This window comes from Thermostichus sp. OS-CIW-30 (assembly GCF_054060215.1).
In genome coordinates, this window is sequence record NZ_JBSSCZ010000022.1 from 43912 (window position 1) to 61028 (window position 17117).

Sequence of the window (17117 nt, forward strand, 5' to 3'; positions counted from 1 at the left end):
TCCCAAAGAACTTCTTTAGTTTGGGAGTGATGGCCTTGCAAGTTGCTTTAGATGCTTTTAATCAAGAACTTTTGACAAGTGACGGGTTGGTTTTGGTGGATTTCGGCGCCCCTTGGTGTGGCCTGTGTCGCTTCATTCAGCCGATTACCGACCGTCTCGTAGCCGAGTGGGGAGGAGCGGTCAAAGTACTGCGGGTGAATGTAGACGACAATTTTTGGCTGCCGCGCCGCTATCGGGTGCGCTCTTTGCCAACCCTAATTTTGTTTGAGAAAGGTCAAGAAGTGCAAAGGCTGGAGCACTTCGCCAGCCGCGATGAGGTGCTTCGCCGCTGCGAGCAGTTGTTTCTTGACCACCTGCGCTACCTGGGTTCGGGAGCCTGCTCATCCTCGTTTGAGCCCCAAGCCCCGCCGCCCGGCGTGTAGAGGGTGATCACGTCGCCGGCTTTTAGGGAGCGGCTGATTTTGCCGGGTAGGGGATCCCCGTTGAGGAGGTTGATCCCCACCTGGCCTGGCCCACCCCCCTGTTCTCCTTGGGGGGCATAATGGCGCCGCTCGGTGAGCAGGGAGAGGGTGCAATCCTGCAAAGTCTGGATGGAGCGGATTAGCCCCCAGCCGCCCCGCTGTTGGCCATGGCCGCCGGAATCCTGGCGTAGCTCGTAGCGCAGTACCCGCAGGGGATACTCCAGCTCCAGAGCCTCGATGGGGGTGTTGAGGGTATTGCTCATGCCCACATGCACTCCGTCCAAACCCGGTCGTTGCCGGCTGGCCCCCTGACCACCTCCCAGGGTTTCGTAGTAGGTGAAGTGGCGGTTGCCCAGCACACAGTTGTTCATGGTGCCCTGCCCCTGAGCGATGCTCCGCAATCCGGCCACGGGAGCCAGAGCTTTGAACACCACATCGGCAATGCGCTGCGAGGTTTCCACATTGCCCGCCACCACTGCTGCCGGAAACTGGGCATTCACCAAGCAGCCGGGCGGCGCCACGATCTCGATGGGATCCTCCAAGCCGACATTGCTGGGGGCCGTGGGATCCAACAGACAGCGCAGGGCAAACAACACCGCCGAGCGGGTGACGGCCAGGGGCGCGTTCAGGTTTCCCGCCATGGCCGGAGCAGTGCCGGTGAAGTCCACCCGCAGCTTCTCGCCCTCTACTTCCACCTGCACCCGAATCTCAAGGGGCGCGGGCGGATCCCCGTAGCCCTCCAACCAATCCTCAGCCGTGTAGATCCCATCGGGCAGAGCCTGAATTTGCGCCCGCATCCGCCGGCGGCTGTACTCGATGACCCCTGCGATCAACTGCCAAGCTTCCTCTTCTCCAAAGCGGGCCAGCAACTCCCGAAACCGGCTCATCCCCACTGCGCTGGCCCCCACCTGGGCCTGCAGATCCCCCCGCCGCTGCTCGGCATTGCGCACATTGGCCAGGATTAGGCGCAGCAGATCTTCTTGCCAGTGCAACGCTCCTTCCAGAGAAAGCCCAGCCAGCCGTACCGGCGGGATCACCAGCCCCTCTTGCCAAAGTTCTGTGGAGTCGGCGGGCATGGAGCCAGGGCGCATCCCTCCAATATCAGCGTGATGAGCACGGTTCACAGCATAGGCGCAAATCCGGTCGGGATCCCTCCAGCCGGGAATGGCCGCGACCACCGTAACGTCTGGCAGATGGGATCCCCCCTGGTAGGGATCGTTGAGGAGAAACACATCTCCGGGTCGCGGGTTGGCTGCCACCACCGCTCGCACCGCCTCCGAGAGGGCTCCCAAATGCACCGGGATGTGAGCTGCCTGGGCAATGCAAGCCCCTTGCGCGTCAAACAGAGCTGTGGAGCAATCCCGCCGCTCCTTGATGTTGGCCGAATAAGAACCGCGGATGAGGCGGGCTCCCATCTCTTCGGCAATCCCCGCCAGAGCGTTGGCCATGACCTGCAACCGGATGGGATTGGAGACAGGATAGTTGCTATCCATATCCCTCAAAGCCTACGCCCCAGCCAAACGGCCACCCTGCGGATCCCTTGCCAGAACTGCAAACGACGTTGCCAGCGGGCAAGGGTATGGCGATTCTCGCGCAGACGATCCCGCAGACGCAGCAACTCAGCGGGAGTGGGAGCCAAGGCCTGTTGAGCTGCTTCTCGCCAATCGGCCATGGCCTGATCTGTGACCCCAAGAGCCGAGCGCAGCTTCAAAATGACAGGAATGAGAGCAACCAGGGCCAAAAACAGCAAGCCGTTGAGGCCGCAAACTGCCCAGACAGCCCATCCCGAACTCCAATTGGCATTCACAGAGAGCTCCGGGTAGGGATCCCGACAAGGCTCACTGCTGCTGCAGCATCAAGGGGCGCAACACCCGGCCATCCCCCACCACAACCACCGTTGACAGCACCTGCTCACCACGGCGGAAGGTAATCGGCACCGATTGGCCTACCGGGGTATTTTGGATGATCTGCTGCACATGTTGCACGGAGGTGACCCGCTGCCCATCCACTCCAATCAAAATATCGCCCTGGGCCAGACCGGCTCGTTGAGCAGGACCATCCTGGAGCAAGCCGACCACCTGCACCCCCTGAACTCGAAGTGCGGGGCCGAACAGACGACGGCTGATGGCGCTCTGGGCTTGCTCGCCGTTCACCGTTTCAATGGCAACTCCAATGAAGCCGTTGCCGACAGCATAGGAGGCAGGCGACCACTGAACCCCGAAGCTGTTGGCGTCGCTGCTGACCTGAACCGTGGAGCCGTGGTGGTTGTAAGCTTCACCCCCAACCGAGTCGCAGGGGTAGGCCACAACTGCATCTGCCAGCAAGAAGGAGATGGGCAGGGCTAGGGCAAGCTTGAACAGATGGGTTGGTTTCTGCATGGTTCGACCCTGGAAACGGTGAAGTAGAAATGAGCTTGAATCCGCGAAGCACTTGGGTGGATGCACCAGCCAGGTGTGGGCAGCTTGCACCGCCCCTCCCTCAGTGATAAACCCAAAATCGCCAACTGTCGATAGGCTTGGCCGTGCTTCTGGGCTGGATCCCAAGGTTTTGCCGGCCTTCCTGTAGCAATTCTTCAAGGTCTTGGGATCCCTGGCAGCACTGGGTTGGCTCGGCGGGGCTCACAAACCGGCAAAGCGATCGGTGGCTTCCAGGAGGGCGGTGCGGATTCCGGGCTCGGTGATGGAATGGCCAGCATCGGGGATCATCCGAAACTCTGCTTCTGGCCAAGCCTGATGCAGCTCCCAAGCAGAGATGGGCGGGCACACCACGTCGTAGCGCCCCTGGACGATCACCGCCGGCAGATGCCGCAGCCGTCCCACCCCCCTGAGGAGCTGATCCTCCGGATCCAAAAAACCGCCGTGGACAAAGTAATGGCACTCAATGCGGGCAAAGGCCTCGGCAAACTCTCCCCGACCAAAGCGCTCGATGAGCTCTGGGCTGGGGATCAACTTGCTGGTGCTGGCCTCCCAGACGGACCAGGCGCGAGCTGCCCTCAGCCGTACCTGGGGATCTGGGTCGTTTAGGCGGCGGTGGTAGGCTGCCAGCAGGTCATCCCGCTCTTCGGGAGGGATCGGCTCCAGGTAATGTTCCCAAGCGTCGGGGAAAAAGTAGCCGGCCCCCGACTGGTAAAACCAGCGGAGCTCAAAAGGGCGCAAGAGAAAAATGCCCCGCAAGACAAACCCTAGGCAGGATTGGGGGTGGGTTTGCCCATAGGCCAGGGCAAGGGCACTGCCCCAGCTGCCCCCAAACACAAACCAGCGATCAATGCCCAGATGCTGGCGCAACTTCTCGATATCCGCCACCAGATCCCAGGTGGTGTTCTCCCGCAGCTCGGCATAGGGGCGGCTTTTCCCGCAACCCCGCTGATCGAACAGCACCACCCGCCAGCGGCTGGGATCGAAATACTGCCGGTAGATGGGATCGATCCCGCCTCCAGGCCCCCCGTGCAAAAACACCACCGGCTTGCCTGCCGGGTTGCCGCACTGCTCGTAGTACAGGGTGTGGAGGGAGGAAACCGCCAGAAAGCCTTGATCGTAGGGCTCGATGGGGGGATAGAGATCGCGCGACATAACTTGAAGCTCTGCTGGTCATCACTCTCAGGGTCTGCGCAGGGCAATGGTGGCCTTGGGCGGGATCCCTTCCTGAAAGGTCTCGCCATCCGCGGCCAGGATGACAAATTGCAGCTCCTGACCCGGCTGGGCGCCCAAATTGCTCCAGGGGATGGCCACCTCCAAACAGGCATCCACCACCGCCTTCACTTGATGGCCGATGGCGTGCCAGGTGTGGTACTCCCCTGCTTGCAAGAGCTGAGCTTGCACCTCCGCCGGATGCTGGCCGGTGCCAGGCGGCGGCAGCGACAGCTGCAGCAGGTGGCGGTAGTGGTAGTTGAGAGGAGCTTCTGCCGGCAACCCCTGCAGGGGAATGGGGCTGTTGACGGTGACACGGTTGGGGTAGAACCACAGCACCAGCAATTGCTTGGGCCGCTGCACCACCGAGTTAAAATCCAGCCGCAGGTAGAGGTTGAAGTGATCAAACCCGTACCAGAGGCGGCGAACGGCGCTGTTGCGGTGCATGGTGCCTCGGGCCGCTCCAATCTCCACCCGCCCCGCTTGGCTCCACTCCCGTTCTGCCGGACGACCGTTGATGGCCGGGTGGATAAACCCCTGCGGCAGACGATCCCCTAGGCCGTCATGATCCTCTAGGGGAAATTGCAGCACGGTCGGCACTGCCTCTCCCAAAGCGGTGTAGAGCGCCTGCAGGTGCTCCCGAAACAACTGATCGAAAACGGCATCATGGGCGGAAGAGTGGCCTGCCCCAAACCACCAGAACCAATCGGATCCCTCGGCGGCCCAGAGGGCTTCCCAGGCTTGGGGATTGGCGCGGGGATGATCCTGAATCACCTGGCGGGCCTGAGCCAAGAGCTCCCAAGCGCGGTTTTTGACGGGATCCCCAATCCAGGTGGTGAAATCTGCCTCGATCCAGGAGCCGCTGTGAAGTTGCTCTGCCGGCAAAAACTCGGTGGGCGGAAACTGATCCAGAAACTCCGAAACGGTCACCAGCCGCAGGGAGGAGTGCTGGCTGAGGCGGGTGTAAAGGTTTTCCAAGAAGGGCCGGCCATCTTGGGGGTAGTACTCCCAGCAGTTTTCCCCATCCAGAGCGATGGTCACCAGCCAGGGCTGCTCCTGGGGCAGGCGGTTGCGGATGCTCTCCAGATGGCCAATGAGATCTTTGGCGGCAGCATCGGCGGGCATGGCGCTGTAGCTGAAGCCAATCAAATCCGAAAGGCGGTGATCCCGAAAGACAATCGCCAAATCCCCCCGCTCGGTTTCCAGGCGGTAGGGGCGGTAGAGCTTCTCCGGCTCCAGAATGTGGCCCTGCCCATCGCGATGAAAAGGCTGGCCCAGGCTCCACCCCAAAACCCCTTCGTCGGAGATGATCCACTCAAAGCCCTGTTTTTGCACAATCGGCACAATGGCAGGGCTTACGGATTGCTCGGAAGGCCACAGGCCCCGCGGATCCCGGCCAAAGCGCTCCCGATAGATCTGCTTAGCCCGCTCCAGTTGGCTGTGGACATCCTGCTCCCAGTGAAAGGGGTAGCGAGGCAAAGGCAACCCTGGCCGAGCCACCCGCGCCGAGCGCTCGCTCACCAACAGGGGCAAGATGGGGTGGGTATAGGGGCTGGTGGTCAGTTCCAGTTGGCCGCTGCTCTGCAGTTTGGCGTGCTGGGGCAGGATAGCGCCGAGGATCTGTTGTTGCTTGGCGTAGATCCGCTGCCGATCCGCCAGGGTAAAACCGGATCCCATTTTGATCCAGCCCTCAATCTCAGGATCCTCCTGAAAGAGAGGATCAAACCAAGACAGGTTGTGCCAGGCCAGCAGATCGCTGAAGTCCTGCGGAGTCCAGTACTGCAGACACCAGTTCACCCCCTGAGATTCCCGTTGGTTGTAGAGCTGCCGATAGCGGGGATAGGGCTCGATCATGGTGGGGTAGTGGCTGTCGAAGAAGCGCTCGACCACAAAGCGCAGTTGATCGGGGCTGAGCTTTTCGACAGGGGATAGGGTCAGTTCCAGGTAAGGATCAAAAGCCGAGCCGGCCACATACTCTTCGATCTGTAGAATCAGGGAGGGCACCAGGTTAATCGTTTGGTGCAAGCGGGGATAGCGCTCCAGCAGCAAGACCAAGTCCAGGTAATCTTTGATCCCGTGTAGGCGCACCCAAGGCATGCGATATTTACCCGCCACCGGACTTTTGTAGAGGGGTTGGTGTTGGTGCCAAACCAGGGCGACGTGCAGCGGGTAGGTCATGGGCGGTACCGGATCCAACCATCACCCGGATACTAGCCCATCTGTCTGGCTCGCGATCGTAAGAAACTCTTGAATGTCTGAGCGCTGCCGGTGGGGAAAAGCTTGCCATTCGCAAGATTCCTCAGGAGAATGGCGGCAAAAGGAAGAGCTGAGCCATGACTGCCGCTACCCACCTTCTGGAACAGTCGATCGTTGTCTTTTCCCAAAACTATTTGCCCATCAGCCGGGTCAATATCAAGCGGGCAATCGTGCTGCTGCTAACAGGCAAAGCCGAACCGCTCTCGATGATGAATGTGCCGGTGTGGAAGGTGCGCTCCCCCAGCCAGGTCATTGAAGTGCCCGAACATATTCGCCTGACCATCAAGGGCAAAGAGCGCGCTTGGCGCGTGCCCCCTGTGAATCGGCGGGAGGTTTTGCGGCGGGATCACCACACCTGCCAGTATTGTGGCACCACCCACAATTTGACCTTGGATCATGTCGTGCCCCTCTCCAAAGGGGGATCCCACAGTTGGGACAATGTGGTGACGGCTTGCGAACGCTGCAATCAACGCAAGGGCAACCGCACCCCTGAAGAAGCCAACATGCCCCTGCGCAGCAAACCCCGTGCCCCTCTCCACCCGACGGTGGCTTTTGCGGAGCAGTTCTGGCGCGAACACCAAAGTCGGCAAGAGTGACATCCTCCCGGCGCTCATCCTATGGACAGAGCGCGGGCCACCCTTCCCGTCAGCAGGACGGAGTCCTTACCTCGCGGTCGGGCATTCCTGCCCCACGCCACTTGTCTGGGTCTACAACCCCCGACAGAACAACTGGACAGGCGGTTCCCCTTCCCCAGCCTCCCCCCTAGGCACTGCCAGCTCGCAAAACAACCTCTAATCCACCCAGCACAGTTCCCAAGGCTGAGGCTGAGTCCCGATGCACCCGGTACCGGCATTCAGGGCACTGAGGCCCCCCGACAGCCCAGCTGTTGCTAACCATCCCCCAGCACTTGCAACCGATTTGGCCGCTTCCTTTGGGGTCAACCTTGGCAAAGTCCACCCCACCCTTCCAGCAAACCCACTTCAGAAGGCAGAGAATCTATCCCCAGGCAGCCTCGACGCAATCCTTGGGCAACATCCCCCTTGCCCAGCCCTTGGCCTTGAGGTCTTCCACAAAGATCTTCCACAAAGAAAAGATAGAGAGGGTCTGCCCTCGGTCTCAACGCCAATGGGCCCTCTGGAAATGAAACTCTTGGCAACCATTGGCAATGCCCTGCTGCATCCTGGCAACCTGCAGTGGTGCTCTCTTCCAGTGGCAAGACCCCTGCTGTTTTCTCGCCCCCCTGGGTTGCAGCCTTCTCAGCTGGCCTTGCAGGGCTTTGAAGCCCTTGGGCCGTTCCCAAAAGCGCCCTCTGAAGTCGTCAGGAATTGCTCCAAAACCAGGTCAATCCCCGTCGTCCGCCCGTGAGCTGGTTTGTTGGGAGGCATCTGGATAAGCCCAGTACTTGTAGGTTACCGCCAGCATAAGTAGGCTTTACTACAGATTTCGCTCAGGGGTATGGCGGGGATCCATGTATCCCAGTGCTCACCCTGCGGCTAGAGCATGGGACCTATTGCCCCCGCACCCCCGTTAGTTAAAATTGTTGGTACTAGAACTGTAAGGCACAGCTTCTTCTAGCTTTGTCCAGGTTTGCGGCTGAGCTACAGGTGCTCTGTTGTGGGCAAAGGGAACTTGCACCTCGGCTGCAGCAAGCAAGGTGGGGGTTGGCTTCCTGCTCAGCAGGTTTTGGGAAAGGTTGTAAGTCGGCTCAGAAGAGGACTGGGTGTTTTGGGGCAGATGAAAAGTAGCTTAGTGCAGCTCGATTATCGAGTTTATAAGTTGGCGCGGCTGTTGAGCGAATATATTGGACTCCGTCCCGCTGACGCGATTGGAGTTGGGGAAATGGGTTGCCCTGTCTGCTGGCTCGCTGGGTGAAGAGCCTTCTGGCAACGAACATCAAGCCTGGCTGCACAAATTTTCAGCTAGAAATCGCAGGAGCCCCGCACTGTACCCGTAGGGTCAGTGTCGGGAGGAATGCGGAAGTTATGATAGAACCATGACCCAAGTCCTGACCGTCCCCTGCAAGCTCAAGGTGTCCCAGTCGCAAGCCGCAAAGTTGGATGCGACAATGGATGCCTTTGTGCAGGCGTTGAACTGGGTCAACCAAAACACACCAGAAAAAGTAGTCAACGCAGTCAAACTCCAGTCCCTTTGCTATTACCAGATTCGCGCTCGGTTTGGCTTGTCCAGTAATCTGGCCCAGCAGGTCTGCAGACGGGTGGCAGGCGCTCGCAAAGTGGCGAGACAGCGCAACCGTCCAGTTAAAGAGTTCAAGCGTAGGTTCGTTACCTACGATGCACGTATCTTCTCGTTTCGCGAGAAAGACTGGACAGTGTCGCTTGCCACGGTTGATGGAAGAGAACGCTTTGAGCTAGCCATTGGCAACTACCAGAGGGGAATGCTGGCTGGCTCTAACCCCAAATCGGCCACCCTAGTCCAGCGCAAAGACGGCTCCTACTCCATCCAGATTTGTGTCGAGGCAGAGCCCCCCAAGCAACAGAACACCGACAAGGTGATTGGTGTTGACCTGGGACGGCGAGACATTGCACATACCTCCGAAGGAGACAACTGGAATGGACAGCAGCTGAACAAAGTCCGAGATCACTACTGTCGGTTAAGAGCGTCTCTTCAGCGCAAGGCCAGTAAGGGCACCCGCAGTTGCAGGCGGCGATGCCGTCAACTGCTGCAACGGCTGTCTGGCAGGGAGAGACGCTTTCAAGCTTGGGTGAACCACAGTATCGCTAAGCGCATCGTTAAAGCAGCTCAGTCTCTTTCTGCCTGCATTGCCATTGAGGACTTAAGCGGCATTCGAGAACGCACCAATCAACACCCCCGCAGTCGTGAGGAGCGGCGGCGTAGCAATAGCTGGGCGTTCTACCAGCTGCGGCGGTTTATCGAATACAAGGCTGTGAGGGCGGGTGTCAAAGTGGTAGCTGTCCCTGCGGCCTATACCTCGCAGATCTGCCACAAGTGCCTGCATATTCATCCCGACTCCGCTCAATCCTGTCGCAAGGGTAAGCAGTTCAAATGCGGGCACTGCGGTTGGGAAGGGGATGCGGATTTTAACGGTGCGAAGGTGATTGCGCTTTTGGGGGCTGCCGTAAACCAGCCTAGAGGTTCGTGGTTGGCTTGCCAACTGCAGGGCTGCCGAAAGCCCGCTTTGTATTGCGAAGCAGTCAGGGTCGGGTAGTTTACTTTACTTGTCAGAGCAGGCTCCTTGCCCTGGCCTCAAGGATCGGGATCCCGTAGGCTAGGTAGGCCCTCCCCTGCTGCACTCAACATGTGGATCCCTTCTTGGTGGCCGAAGCTCAGTTTTCAGGTTTGGCTGATCTTTATCGGTCGGCTGCTTTCCCAAACTGGAACCGGCTTTACCTTGTTTTATGCCAGTCTCTTTTTTGTGAATCAGGTGGGGCTGACCGCCACCCAAGTGGGCCTGGGGCTAGGCATTATGGCTTTTGCCGGGGTGTTTGGCCGCATCCTGGGCGGCTCGATGGCCGATGGAGCTTGGGGGCGCCGTTCCACTTTGATCCTCTCTCTGGCTATTTCCACCTTGGGGTCGTTTGGGTTTGCGCTCTCCTATGACTTCTGGAGTTTTGCCCTGGCCAATATGGCTGCAGGCTTGGGGCAGGGGTTGTACTGGCCGCCTGCGGAAGCGATTGTAGCAGATCTAACCACTCGTGAGCAGCGCAACGAAGCCTACGCTCTCAACCGTCTGGGGGATAACCTGGGCCTCAGCCTTGGGGTGGCTATGGCCAGCACGCTGGTGGCTCTGACGGGGGCCTATCGGCTCTTGTTTGTAATCGACGGTGTCACTTTTCTAATCTTTCTGGCAGTACTTTGGTTTTTTATCCGGGAAACTCGGGCGACTTGTCCGGCAGCAGAGCCTGTGTTGGCAGGTTGGAAAACCGCCCTTAGAGATCGCTCCCTTTTGGTGTTTGGCCTGTCGAATATCCTGTTCACCACCTATGTGGCCCAGCTCAGCAGCAGCATGCCCCTTTACTTCCGCAATGGGGTAGGGATCCCAGAGGTGCAAATCGGCATTTTGTTTGCCTTGCATGGGGCCTTGATCGCTCTGCTGCAGATGCCGGTGGCCCGTTGGTTGAATCGCCGGACGCGCATCCAAGGGTTGCAGGGATCCGCCCTGATGTGGGGGGTGGGATTTCTTTTGGTTTGGCTTAGCGGTCTGGCGGCGGAATTGGGGGCTCCGGCCCCGGCGGTGGCAGTCTTGGCGCTGGCGGTGCTCTCTTTGGCGTTGGTGAGCTACAACCCCTCTGCCTCTGCTTTGGTGGCGGATTTGGCGCCGGATCACTTGCGGGGGGTGTATCTGTCGGTCAACTCCCTCTGCTGGGCGGCGGGGTTTGCTCTTGGCCCAATGATTGGGGGGATGGCCTTGGACTTGCCGCAACCGTGGGCAAGCGGGTTGTGGATCTTTTGGGTGATCACCGTCAGTTGGGTTTGGGGGATCCTCCGCTTTCTGAACCGCATTCTGCCCTGCAAGGTGAATAGGGCCGCAGTGCCTCCGGTGATGGAGCCCGCTCCCCTCGGTGACGCAGAACGCTAGAGCCCAGGAAAGAAGCAGATTTTGGGATCCCAGTCTTGGCCAACAGCTGGTTAGAGTATGGATGTCGAACAGGAAGGCTAGTTCTGCTCTTGTACCCTGCAATTTCTAGCTGACAGGTTTGGGCTACATCTTAGAGGACTGAGCCTTTGCGTAAACTACCCGACACCAACCGCTAGGCGGTACGGAGCGGGCTTTTAGTAGCCCTGCAGTTAGCAAGCCAACCACGAGCCTCTGGGGTGGTTTACAGCACCCCCAATCGACCGTTACCAGTGCCCTAAACAGCCGTTTCTGGTGTCCGCAGTATTATTATAGCATTCCTCCCGACACCGACCCTACGGGTACAGTGCGGGGCTCCTGCAATTTCTAGCTGACAATCATCGGCATTCCCTTTGGCTGGCAGAGCATCAAACTGGGGTTCTTGCCCCCTTCGGAAAGAAAGTGGTGGAGTATCCCGATGCCAACAGCCCGCTGCTGCTGATCTTTAACGTCATCTGGCTATTGCTGTTTGGCTGGCCGTTGGTGCTTAACCATCTCTTCTGGGCTGTGATTCTGGCAATCACCATTGTTGGGATCCCCTTTGCCAAACAACACATGAAGTTAATTATTTTGTCGTTGTTGCCCTTTGGCCGAGATCTGCGCTGAGAAAGTGGGTGAACCTAGATTGTGGGTTTATTGAGGGGTACGGCCAAACTGGTTATTAGGCATTTCTCACTTGGGATGCAGGAGAGTTTTCTGTCGGGTTGTCAGGATTTGGGGTTGCCAATTGCCAAGGCTGCTCTCGGAGTTGCTCTATTGAACCATCGTCAAACTATTGGTAATGACTTGTCTCATGTAATTTCCCCAAGTTTGAGCGGCTATGCTGCTGCTTCCTCGTGTTGGGCTAGAGTCATCATTGCCCAGCCAAATGCCGGTCACCAGGGGAGGGTTGGGCGTGTAGCCGATAAAGAGCAGATCCTTGTTGGCGGTGGTGGTGCCGGTTTTACCGGCTTCTCCAATGCCGAGCCGGGCAGCAGTGCCGGTGCCGGAGCTGATCACCCCTTGCAGTACGGTTGTCATCTGTTGGGCGACGGTTTCTGGCAGGACAAGTCGCTGAGAGCGGGGATCCTCCCGACCAGGGTAAATCTCACGGCAGGTGCGAAAGTCGTTGGGGTTGGCGCAATCGCTGCTATCCAAGATGCGGCGGATGGTGTGGGGCCTTGACCAAAGGCCACGATTGGCAAAAGGAGTGAAGGCCGCTGTCAACTCCAGCAAGTTCACCTCCATGGTGCCGATCACCATAGAAGGATAGGGTTGCAACGGCGATTGGATGCCCATTTGCCGGGCCGTCGCCACCACTTGCTCTAGACCGACTTGTTGGGCCAACCGCAGGGCAATCACGTTTTCGGAGAGGATCAGGCCGCGGGCCAAATCCATAGGGGCCGATCCCGAGCGACAGCCCCGAAAGGTGAGGTTGCCCCAGGTGAGGGGCTCGCAAGACAACACTTGGGAGAGAGGGATCCCCTGGGTGAGGGCAGCCGCATAGGTGAACACTTTGAAGGTGGAGCCCGGCTGCCTTTGAGCTTGGGTAGCCCGGTTGAAGGGGCTGGCGTTGTAGTCGATCCCGCCCACCAAAGCCAGCACTTCGCCGTTGCGGCTGTCGAGACTGACCAAAGCGCCTTGGCTGAAGCCCAAGCGGGATCCCGACTCGCGCACCGTTTGGGCCAGGACTTGCTCTGCCAAACGCTGGTAGGGCAGATGCACCGTGGTTTCGATGATGAAGTTGCCCTCTGCCGAGAGGTCTTGGCCCAAAAGCTGCCGCAGCTCCTGGAAGACAGCGCTGTAAAAGTAGGGAGCAACTGTCATGGTTTGGGAGCGCAAATTGGGGTTGAGGGTGAGGCGACTGCGCCGGGCCCGCCGAATCTCCTCTTCGGGGAAGACTTTCAGCTCGCTCAGGCGATCCAACACCCGATCCCGGCCTCGAACGGCGGCATCATAGTTGGCGACGGGGTTAAAGGCGTTGGGCGCGGGCAAAATGGCCGCCAGAGTCGCAGCTTCGGAAAGGCTGAGCTGGCGGCTTGGGATCCCGAAATAGAACTGGGCAGCAGTTTCAAAGCCGTAGATGCCGTTGCCCAGGTAAACATTGTTGAGGTAGAGAGCGAGGATTTCGTCTTTGCTGTAGCGCTGTTCCAGCTTCAGGGCAGCGACGGCCTCCCGCAGCTTGCGCCCGAAGGTGTTGCCGGAGCCGGTGTAGTCCCGCAGCACGGTGCGGGCCAGTTGTTGGCTGATGGAGCTGCCCCCCTGCTGCACTTCCCCCGAGCGCAGGTTCACCCAAAAGGCGCGGGCAATGCCCAGCAGATCCACCCCAAAGTGGGAGTAAAAGCGGTGATCTTCGGCGGCGACCACCACCTTGGGCAAAATCGGCCCAAAAGCTTCTAGGTTGGGCAGCTCCCGGTAGGTGTCCCCCTGATGGCGGCGCAGCTCCGTCTGCTGATCCCCGGCCAGGACGATCAGGGGGTTGCGATCTGCGGAGAGGGGTGGCTCCACTGAGAACTTGCTCCACTCATGGCCGATCCAAATCCTTGCCCCCAGCCCCAAGACCACCATCAGGATGAGGCAGCCACGCACCCCATACACCTGTGGTGGGGGTGGATCCAGCACCTCTATGGCCACGCTCTCCGGATCCCGAGGCGGGCCAAGGCTCAGTTGCTGGCCATGCCGCAAGATCACCCGGCGCACCCGCTCGACACCACCGAAGGGTTTGAGGCGGAAAACGCCGTTGGTCGAGTCTTGATCTTCTAGCTGGTAGCGACCGGCATTCCACCCCAGCCAGTAGAGAATAGGGGGCAACGGGATCCGCCAACCCAGACCGGGCAGGCGCCAATCCGGGCGGGGACGGATGTGGGCGTGGAGATGGCTCACCGCGGGGGCAGGGATGCGAATGGTGGCCACCGTCTGGCTGCGACCGAGAATGTCGGATCCCTTCAGGGCAACCACCTGGGGGGGCTCTCCCGGGCAGGTAATCCGCAGGCGCACCGGGCGCTTGGGGGGAGGAGGTTCGGGGGGTTTGAGGAGAGCTGTAGGCCCGATAGGGAAGGGCCTGGCCAGGGTTTTGAAGAAGCGAGCGACGGTGCCCAACAGCGGCTTTTTGTCTTCAGAAGCAGACATGGCTCAGTCCCCCCGCAATTCGCGCGCACGGCGCAGCAGCTCCTGCATGGTCTGGCCGGGACGAGGGCCGCCTGCTGCTGAATTGAGGTTACGGGCTTTGGGAGGCCGGGCAACGGGGGCAGCCGGGGGTAGGGTGGGAGAGGAGGGGGAAGGTGGTGGAGCACCGCTGGGCAGCGTGGGATCCCAGAGGGCCATGTAAAGATGGCCTTGGGCGCTGCGTTCGATCCTGCCGGCCCAGGGGCCAACGCGGAATTGCACTCGCCCGGAACGTCCCTCGCGCACAGCCTGCAGTTCTCGCTGCAGTTGAGCAGGCAAGGGGGCTTGCAGCATATCCTCCAAGAGGCCTTCCACTTGAGGGGTGGGTACGCCATCGGTGACGGTGGCTTCGGTTTGCCGCAGGGCCAGGCTGGATTCGTCGTAGGTGAGGCCCAAGTCCACCCCGCCAAAGCGGTACAGGTCGTACACGGTATTGGGCCAAGCGCCCTGCCCCTGCTGGTTGGGGGATCCCAGGCTGGCCCGTACCGTCTCGCGGGAAGTCTCCAGGGGAAAGGCGCGAAACACCGGCTCGCTCCGGGTGTAGGGTTCCAGCTCCGGCGCGGGATCCCGCCGTTTGCTCCGCTCTGAAGCCAAAACAAGGAACTCAGGGATCCCCTCCAGCGGCGGCTCCTCGCTCGAACCACTCTCCTCAGACAGGGGATGGGCATTCTCTGGGGCAATGGGATCTTCCACTGCCGGACGAGATCCTGGCCCGGAAACACGGGGGGCCGAGGGGCGCTGCAGCAACTGTCCCCATTGCCAACTCACCAAAACCCAGCCCAGCAGCCCGCCCATCAGAAAGGGAATCAGGCGCACCCAAAGCAGGGATCCCCCGTTCTCGACCTCCGTGGCCGCCGTCAAGGGCCTGAGCCGCAGAGTACCGGCTGTAACCAAGGACGGCGCAGCGGCAGGGAGACCTCCAGAAAGTGGGCCAGAGGCAGCCTCTTCCGACGAGGCGACTGGGACCTGAGGGGCAATAGATCCCTGTGCTCTGGCTTGAATGTGCTCCAGCTCCGCCAACACATTGGCCACCGACTGCGGGCGGGCGGCAGGATCTTTGGCCAGGCAACCGAGGATCAAGTCAGACAAACCGGCGGGCAGCGGAAACTTCAGTCCCCAGTCTTCTAGAGGGATGGGCCGGTGCTTGTGGTGGGCCTGGTACCAGCCCGGGAAAGATTCGGTGGTGGGCTTGAGGGGCATCTGGCCAGACACCATCTGGTACAGCATGATCCCGAAGCTGTAGATGTCGGAACGGACGTCCAGCGGCAACCCTTCCAGCTGTTCCGGGGAAGAATAGGCCAGCGTTCCCAGGTAGGCATGGGTAAAGCTCAAAGATTCATGGCTGTTGAGCAGCTTGGCAATGCCGAAATCCACCAGCTTCGCCAGTTCCCCAAAACTGTCATCGGCCACCACGATCACATTGGCCGGCTTCAAATCGCGGTGGATCACCTGTACCCTTTGCCCTTCCATGAGGATCCCCTCGTGGGCCGCCTTTAACCCCAGGCCAATTTGGCGGGCCAGCCGGAAAAAGCGCTCCAAAGGCAAAGCCCCCGCGGCCAGAATATCCTTGAGGGTCTTGCCGTTCAGGTATTCCATCACATAGAAAGGCACCTCATCGGGGGTAATACCATAGTCATTGACTTTGACAATGTGCAGGCTTTTTTGGCCCAAAGCCGCGCAGGCTTTCGCTTCCCGTTCAAAGCGCAGGCGGGTGCGCCGATCCATTGCCGGCTGGGAGAGCAGCTTGACGGCCACTTCCACCCCACCAAAGAGCAAATCTTGAGCCAAATAGACTCGCCCCATGCCTCCCTGTCCCAGCAGATGTACGAGTCGATAACGCTGAGCCAAGAGGCGACCCAAAAAGGGATCCGACGCAGTAAACATAGGGAATTGCGGCGGTACAGAGAACAGGTTTGCAAGCCTCGCGAAGGGATCCGGCAGGAGCGGGCTACCTCTACCATAAGCACTGGAGCCGTTATAGGCCATGCTCACCGCCGTCAATCCAGTTGCCCTTGATGTCTTTGCCAATTGTTTACCACCCCGACTACAGTGCCCCCCTGCCGCCGGACCACCGCTTTCCCATGCCGAAATTTCGCCTCTTGCAAGAGCTGCTGCTGCGGGAAGGGGTGATCCGCCCCCAGCAAGTGCACCACCCTGAGCTGCCCCCTCTCGCCTGGATTGAGTCGGTACATACCCCTGAGTACGTCAGGGCCTACTGTGAGGGATCCCTGGAGGCCAAGCTGCAGCGGCGCATCGGCCTGCCCTGGAGCCCGGAGCTGGTGCAGCGCACCTGTCGAGCGGTGGGGGGTACCGTCTTGACCGCCCAATTGGCCCTGCGCCATGGCTTGGCCTGCAACACCGCCGGTGGCACCCACCATGCCTTTCCCGGCTACGGCTCCGGCTTTTGTATCTTCAACGACCTGGCCATTGCCGCCCAAGTCCTGCTGCAGCAAGGGCTGGTGCAAAGGCTCTTGATCGTGGATCTGGATGTCCATCAAGGAGATGGCACTGCTTGGATCTTTCGCTCCGAGCCGCGGGTGTTCACCTTTTCCATGCACTGCGAGGCCAACTTCCCCGCCACCAAACAACAGAGCGACCTGGACGTGCCCCTGCCAGTAGGCATGGAAGATGAAGCCTATCTCCAGACTTTGGCCGACCACTTGCCCGATCTGTTGGCTCAGGTGTGCCCTGACTTGGTGCTCTACGATGCCGGTGTGGATCCCCACGAGGAAGATCTCCTGGGCAAGCTGGCCCTTAGCGACCAGGGCCTGTTTCGGCGGGACATGCAGGTGCTGAATACTTGCCTAAAGCAGGGCTATCCTGTCGCCTGCGTCATCGGCGGCGGCTACGGCAAAGACCTCGACCGCCTTGTGTATCGCCACTCCCTGCTGCACCGAGCGGCCAGCGAAGTGTACCGCCAATACCGTCTCTAGCCGGGGGCAAACTAGGTTGTGTTGATCTTTCATTTGAGCCAAAAGAGAGCACTGACGAGATAGAGAAAACTCAAGAAGTTCCTGGCCAATTTGTCAAAACGAG

At 59.8% G+C, this 17117-nt stretch carries 13 protein-coding genes and 1 pseudogene; 6 read left to right on the forward strand and 8 right to left on the reverse strand.

Translation table 11 applies throughout. The annotated features are described in order from the left end of the window. The first annotated feature begins 29 nt into the window (after positions 1-29). The gene (locus ACVWZF_RS10270) at positions 30-422 is read left to right on the forward strand and encodes a thioredoxin family protein (protein WP_041437173.1); all 393 of its coding nucleotides are present in this window, start codon (positions 30-32) and stop codon (positions 420-422) included. On the opposite strand, the gene ACVWZF_RS10275 is transcribed toward ACVWZF_RS10270, so the two are convergent. The 5 genes from ACVWZF_RS10275 to ACVWZF_RS10295 form a co-directional block, all read right to left on the reverse strand. Beyond that, entirely contained in the window at positions 359-1954 is a 1596-nt protein-coding gene (locus tag ACVWZF_RS10275; RefSeq protein ID WP_457411384.1) for a hydantoinase B/oxoprolinase family protein, read from the reverse strand. The two genes, ACVWZF_RS10270 and ACVWZF_RS10275, sit on opposite strands and share 64 nt — an antisense overlap. A gap of 5 nt (positions 1955-1959) precedes the next feature. Next, positions 1960-2268, reverse strand: coding sequence for a hypothetical protein (locus ACVWZF_RS10280; RefSeq protein WP_457411386.1), 309 nt, complete (start codon positions 2266-2268; stop codon positions 1960-1962). Between the two features lie 31 nt (positions 2269-2299). After that, on the reverse strand, positions 2300-2839 hold the full coding sequence (locus ACVWZF_RS10285) for a PDZ domain-containing protein (RefSeq protein ID WP_238376905.1): 540 nt from the start codon (positions 2837-2839) through the stop codon (positions 2300-2302). A gap of 240 nt (positions 2840-3079) precedes the next feature. Then, positions 3080-4030 carry a prolyl aminopeptidase gene (pip, locus tag ACVWZF_RS10290; RefSeq protein WP_414329348.1) on the reverse strand — a complete coding sequence of 317 codons (951 nt, stop codon included), beginning with the start codon at positions 4028-4030 and terminating at the stop codon, positions 3080-3082. Positions 4031-4057: 27 nt separating this feature from the next. Then, positions 4058-6265, reverse strand: a complete 2208-nt coding sequence (locus ACVWZF_RS10295) for a glycoside hydrolase (protein WP_457411388.1) — start codon at positions 6263-6265, stop codon at positions 4058-4060. A 155-nt stretch (positions 6266-6420) separates the two neighbouring features. Here ACVWZF_RS10295 and ACVWZF_RS10300 point away from each other — a divergent pair, with 155 nt between their 5' ends. Further along, entirely contained in the window at positions 6421-6939 is a 519-nt protein-coding gene (locus ACVWZF_RS10300) for an HNH endonuclease (RefSeq protein WP_011432587.1), read from the forward strand. Between the two features lie 166 nt (positions 6940-7105). On the opposite strand, the gene ACVWZF_RS10305 is transcribed toward ACVWZF_RS10300, so the two are convergent. Next, positions 7106-7339 (reverse strand): zinc ribbon domain-containing protein, encoded by a 234-nt coding sequence (locus tag ACVWZF_RS10305; protein ID WP_457392703.1) that lies wholly within the window; start codon positions 7337-7339, stop codon positions 7106-7108. Between the two features lie 997 nt (positions 7340-8336). Here ACVWZF_RS10305 and ACVWZF_RS10310 point away from each other — a divergent pair. From ACVWZF_RS10310 to ACVWZF_RS10320, 3 genes and pseudogenes are all read left to right on the forward strand, one after another. Further along, positions 8337-9530, forward strand: a complete 1194-nt coding sequence (locus ACVWZF_RS10310; RefSeq protein WP_457411389.1) for an RNA-guided endonuclease InsQ/TnpB family protein — start codon at positions 8337-8339, stop codon at positions 9528-9530. A 90-nt stretch (positions 9531-9620) separates the two neighbouring features. After that, entirely contained in the window at positions 9621-10901 is a 1281-nt protein-coding gene (locus tag ACVWZF_RS10315) for an MDR family MFS transporter (RefSeq protein ID WP_011432585.1), read from the forward strand. 367 nt (positions 10902-11268) lie between these two features. After that, positions 11269-11543, forward strand: a pseudogene (locus ACVWZF_RS10320) (YccF domain-containing protein); the annotation flags it as partial. Positions 11544-11690: 147 nt separating this feature from the next. On the opposite strand, the gene ACVWZF_RS10325 reads toward ACVWZF_RS10320, so the two are convergent. After that, positions 11691-14045: a transglycosylase domain-containing protein gene (locus ACVWZF_RS10325; protein ID WP_457411391.1), complete on the reverse strand. Its 2355-nt coding sequence runs from the start codon at positions 14043-14045 to the stop codon at positions 11691-11693. 3 nt (positions 14046-14048) lie between these two features. Next, positions 14049-15965 (reverse strand): serine/threonine-protein kinase, encoded by a 1917-nt coding sequence (locus ACVWZF_RS10330; protein ID WP_457411392.1) that lies wholly within the window; start codon positions 15963-15965, stop codon positions 14049-14051. 131 nt (positions 15966-16096) lie between these two features. Here ACVWZF_RS10330 and ACVWZF_RS10335 point away from each other — a divergent pair, with 131 nt between their 5' ends. Then, positions 16097-17014, forward strand: coding sequence for a histone deacetylase family protein (locus tag ACVWZF_RS10335; RefSeq protein ID WP_457411394.1), 918 nt, complete (start codon positions 16097-16099; stop codon positions 17012-17014). Positions 17015-17117: the final 103 nt, after the last annotated feature.

What these genes read in the sequence shown, in the direction of transcription:
- ACVWZF_RS10270 (WP_041437173.1), top strand. Translation starts at nt 30, where the DNA reads ATGGCCTTGCAAGTTGCTTTAGATGCTTTTAATCAAGAACTTTTGACA.
- ACVWZF_RS10275 (WP_457411384.1), bottom strand. Translation starts at nt 1,954, where the DNA reads ATGGATAGCAACTATCCTGTCTCCAATCCCATCCGGTTGCAGGTCATG.
- ACVWZF_RS10285 (WP_238376905.1), bottom strand. Translation starts at nt 2,839, where the DNA reads ATGCAGAAACCAACCCATCTGTTCAAGCTTGCCCTAGCCCTGCCCATC.
- pip (WP_414329348.1), bottom strand. Translation starts at nt 4,030, where the DNA reads ATGTCGCGCGATCTCTATCCCCCCATCGAGCCCTACGATCAAGGCTTT.
- ACVWZF_RS10295 (WP_457411388.1), bottom strand. Translation starts at nt 6,265, where the DNA reads ATGACCTACCCGCTGCACGTCGCCCTGGTTTGGCACCAACACCAACCC.
- ACVWZF_RS10300 (WP_011432587.1), top strand. Translation starts at nt 6,421, where the DNA reads ATGACTGCCGCTACCCACCTTCTGGAACAGTCGATCGTTGTCTTTTCC.
- ACVWZF_RS10310 (WP_457411389.1), top strand. Translation starts at nt 8,337, where the DNA reads ATGACCCAAGTCCTGACCGTCCCCTGCAAGCTCAAGGTGTCCCAGTCG.
- ACVWZF_RS10315 (WP_011432585.1), top strand. Translation starts at nt 9,621, where the DNA reads ATGTGGATCCCTTCTTGGTGGCCGAAGCTCAGTTTTCAGGTTTGGCTG.
- ACVWZF_RS10325 (WP_457411391.1), bottom strand. Translation starts at nt 14,045, where the DNA reads ATGTCTGCTTCTGAAGACAAAAAGCCGCTGTTGGGCACCGTCGCTCGC.
- ACVWZF_RS10330 (WP_457411392.1), bottom strand. Translation starts at nt 15,965, where the DNA reads ATGTTTACTGCGTCGGATCCCTTTTTGGGTCGCCTCTTGGCTCAGCGT.
- ACVWZF_RS10335 (WP_457411394.1), top strand. Translation starts at nt 16,097, where the DNA reads ATGTCTTTGCCAATTGTTTACCACCCCGACTACAGTGCCCCCCTGCCG.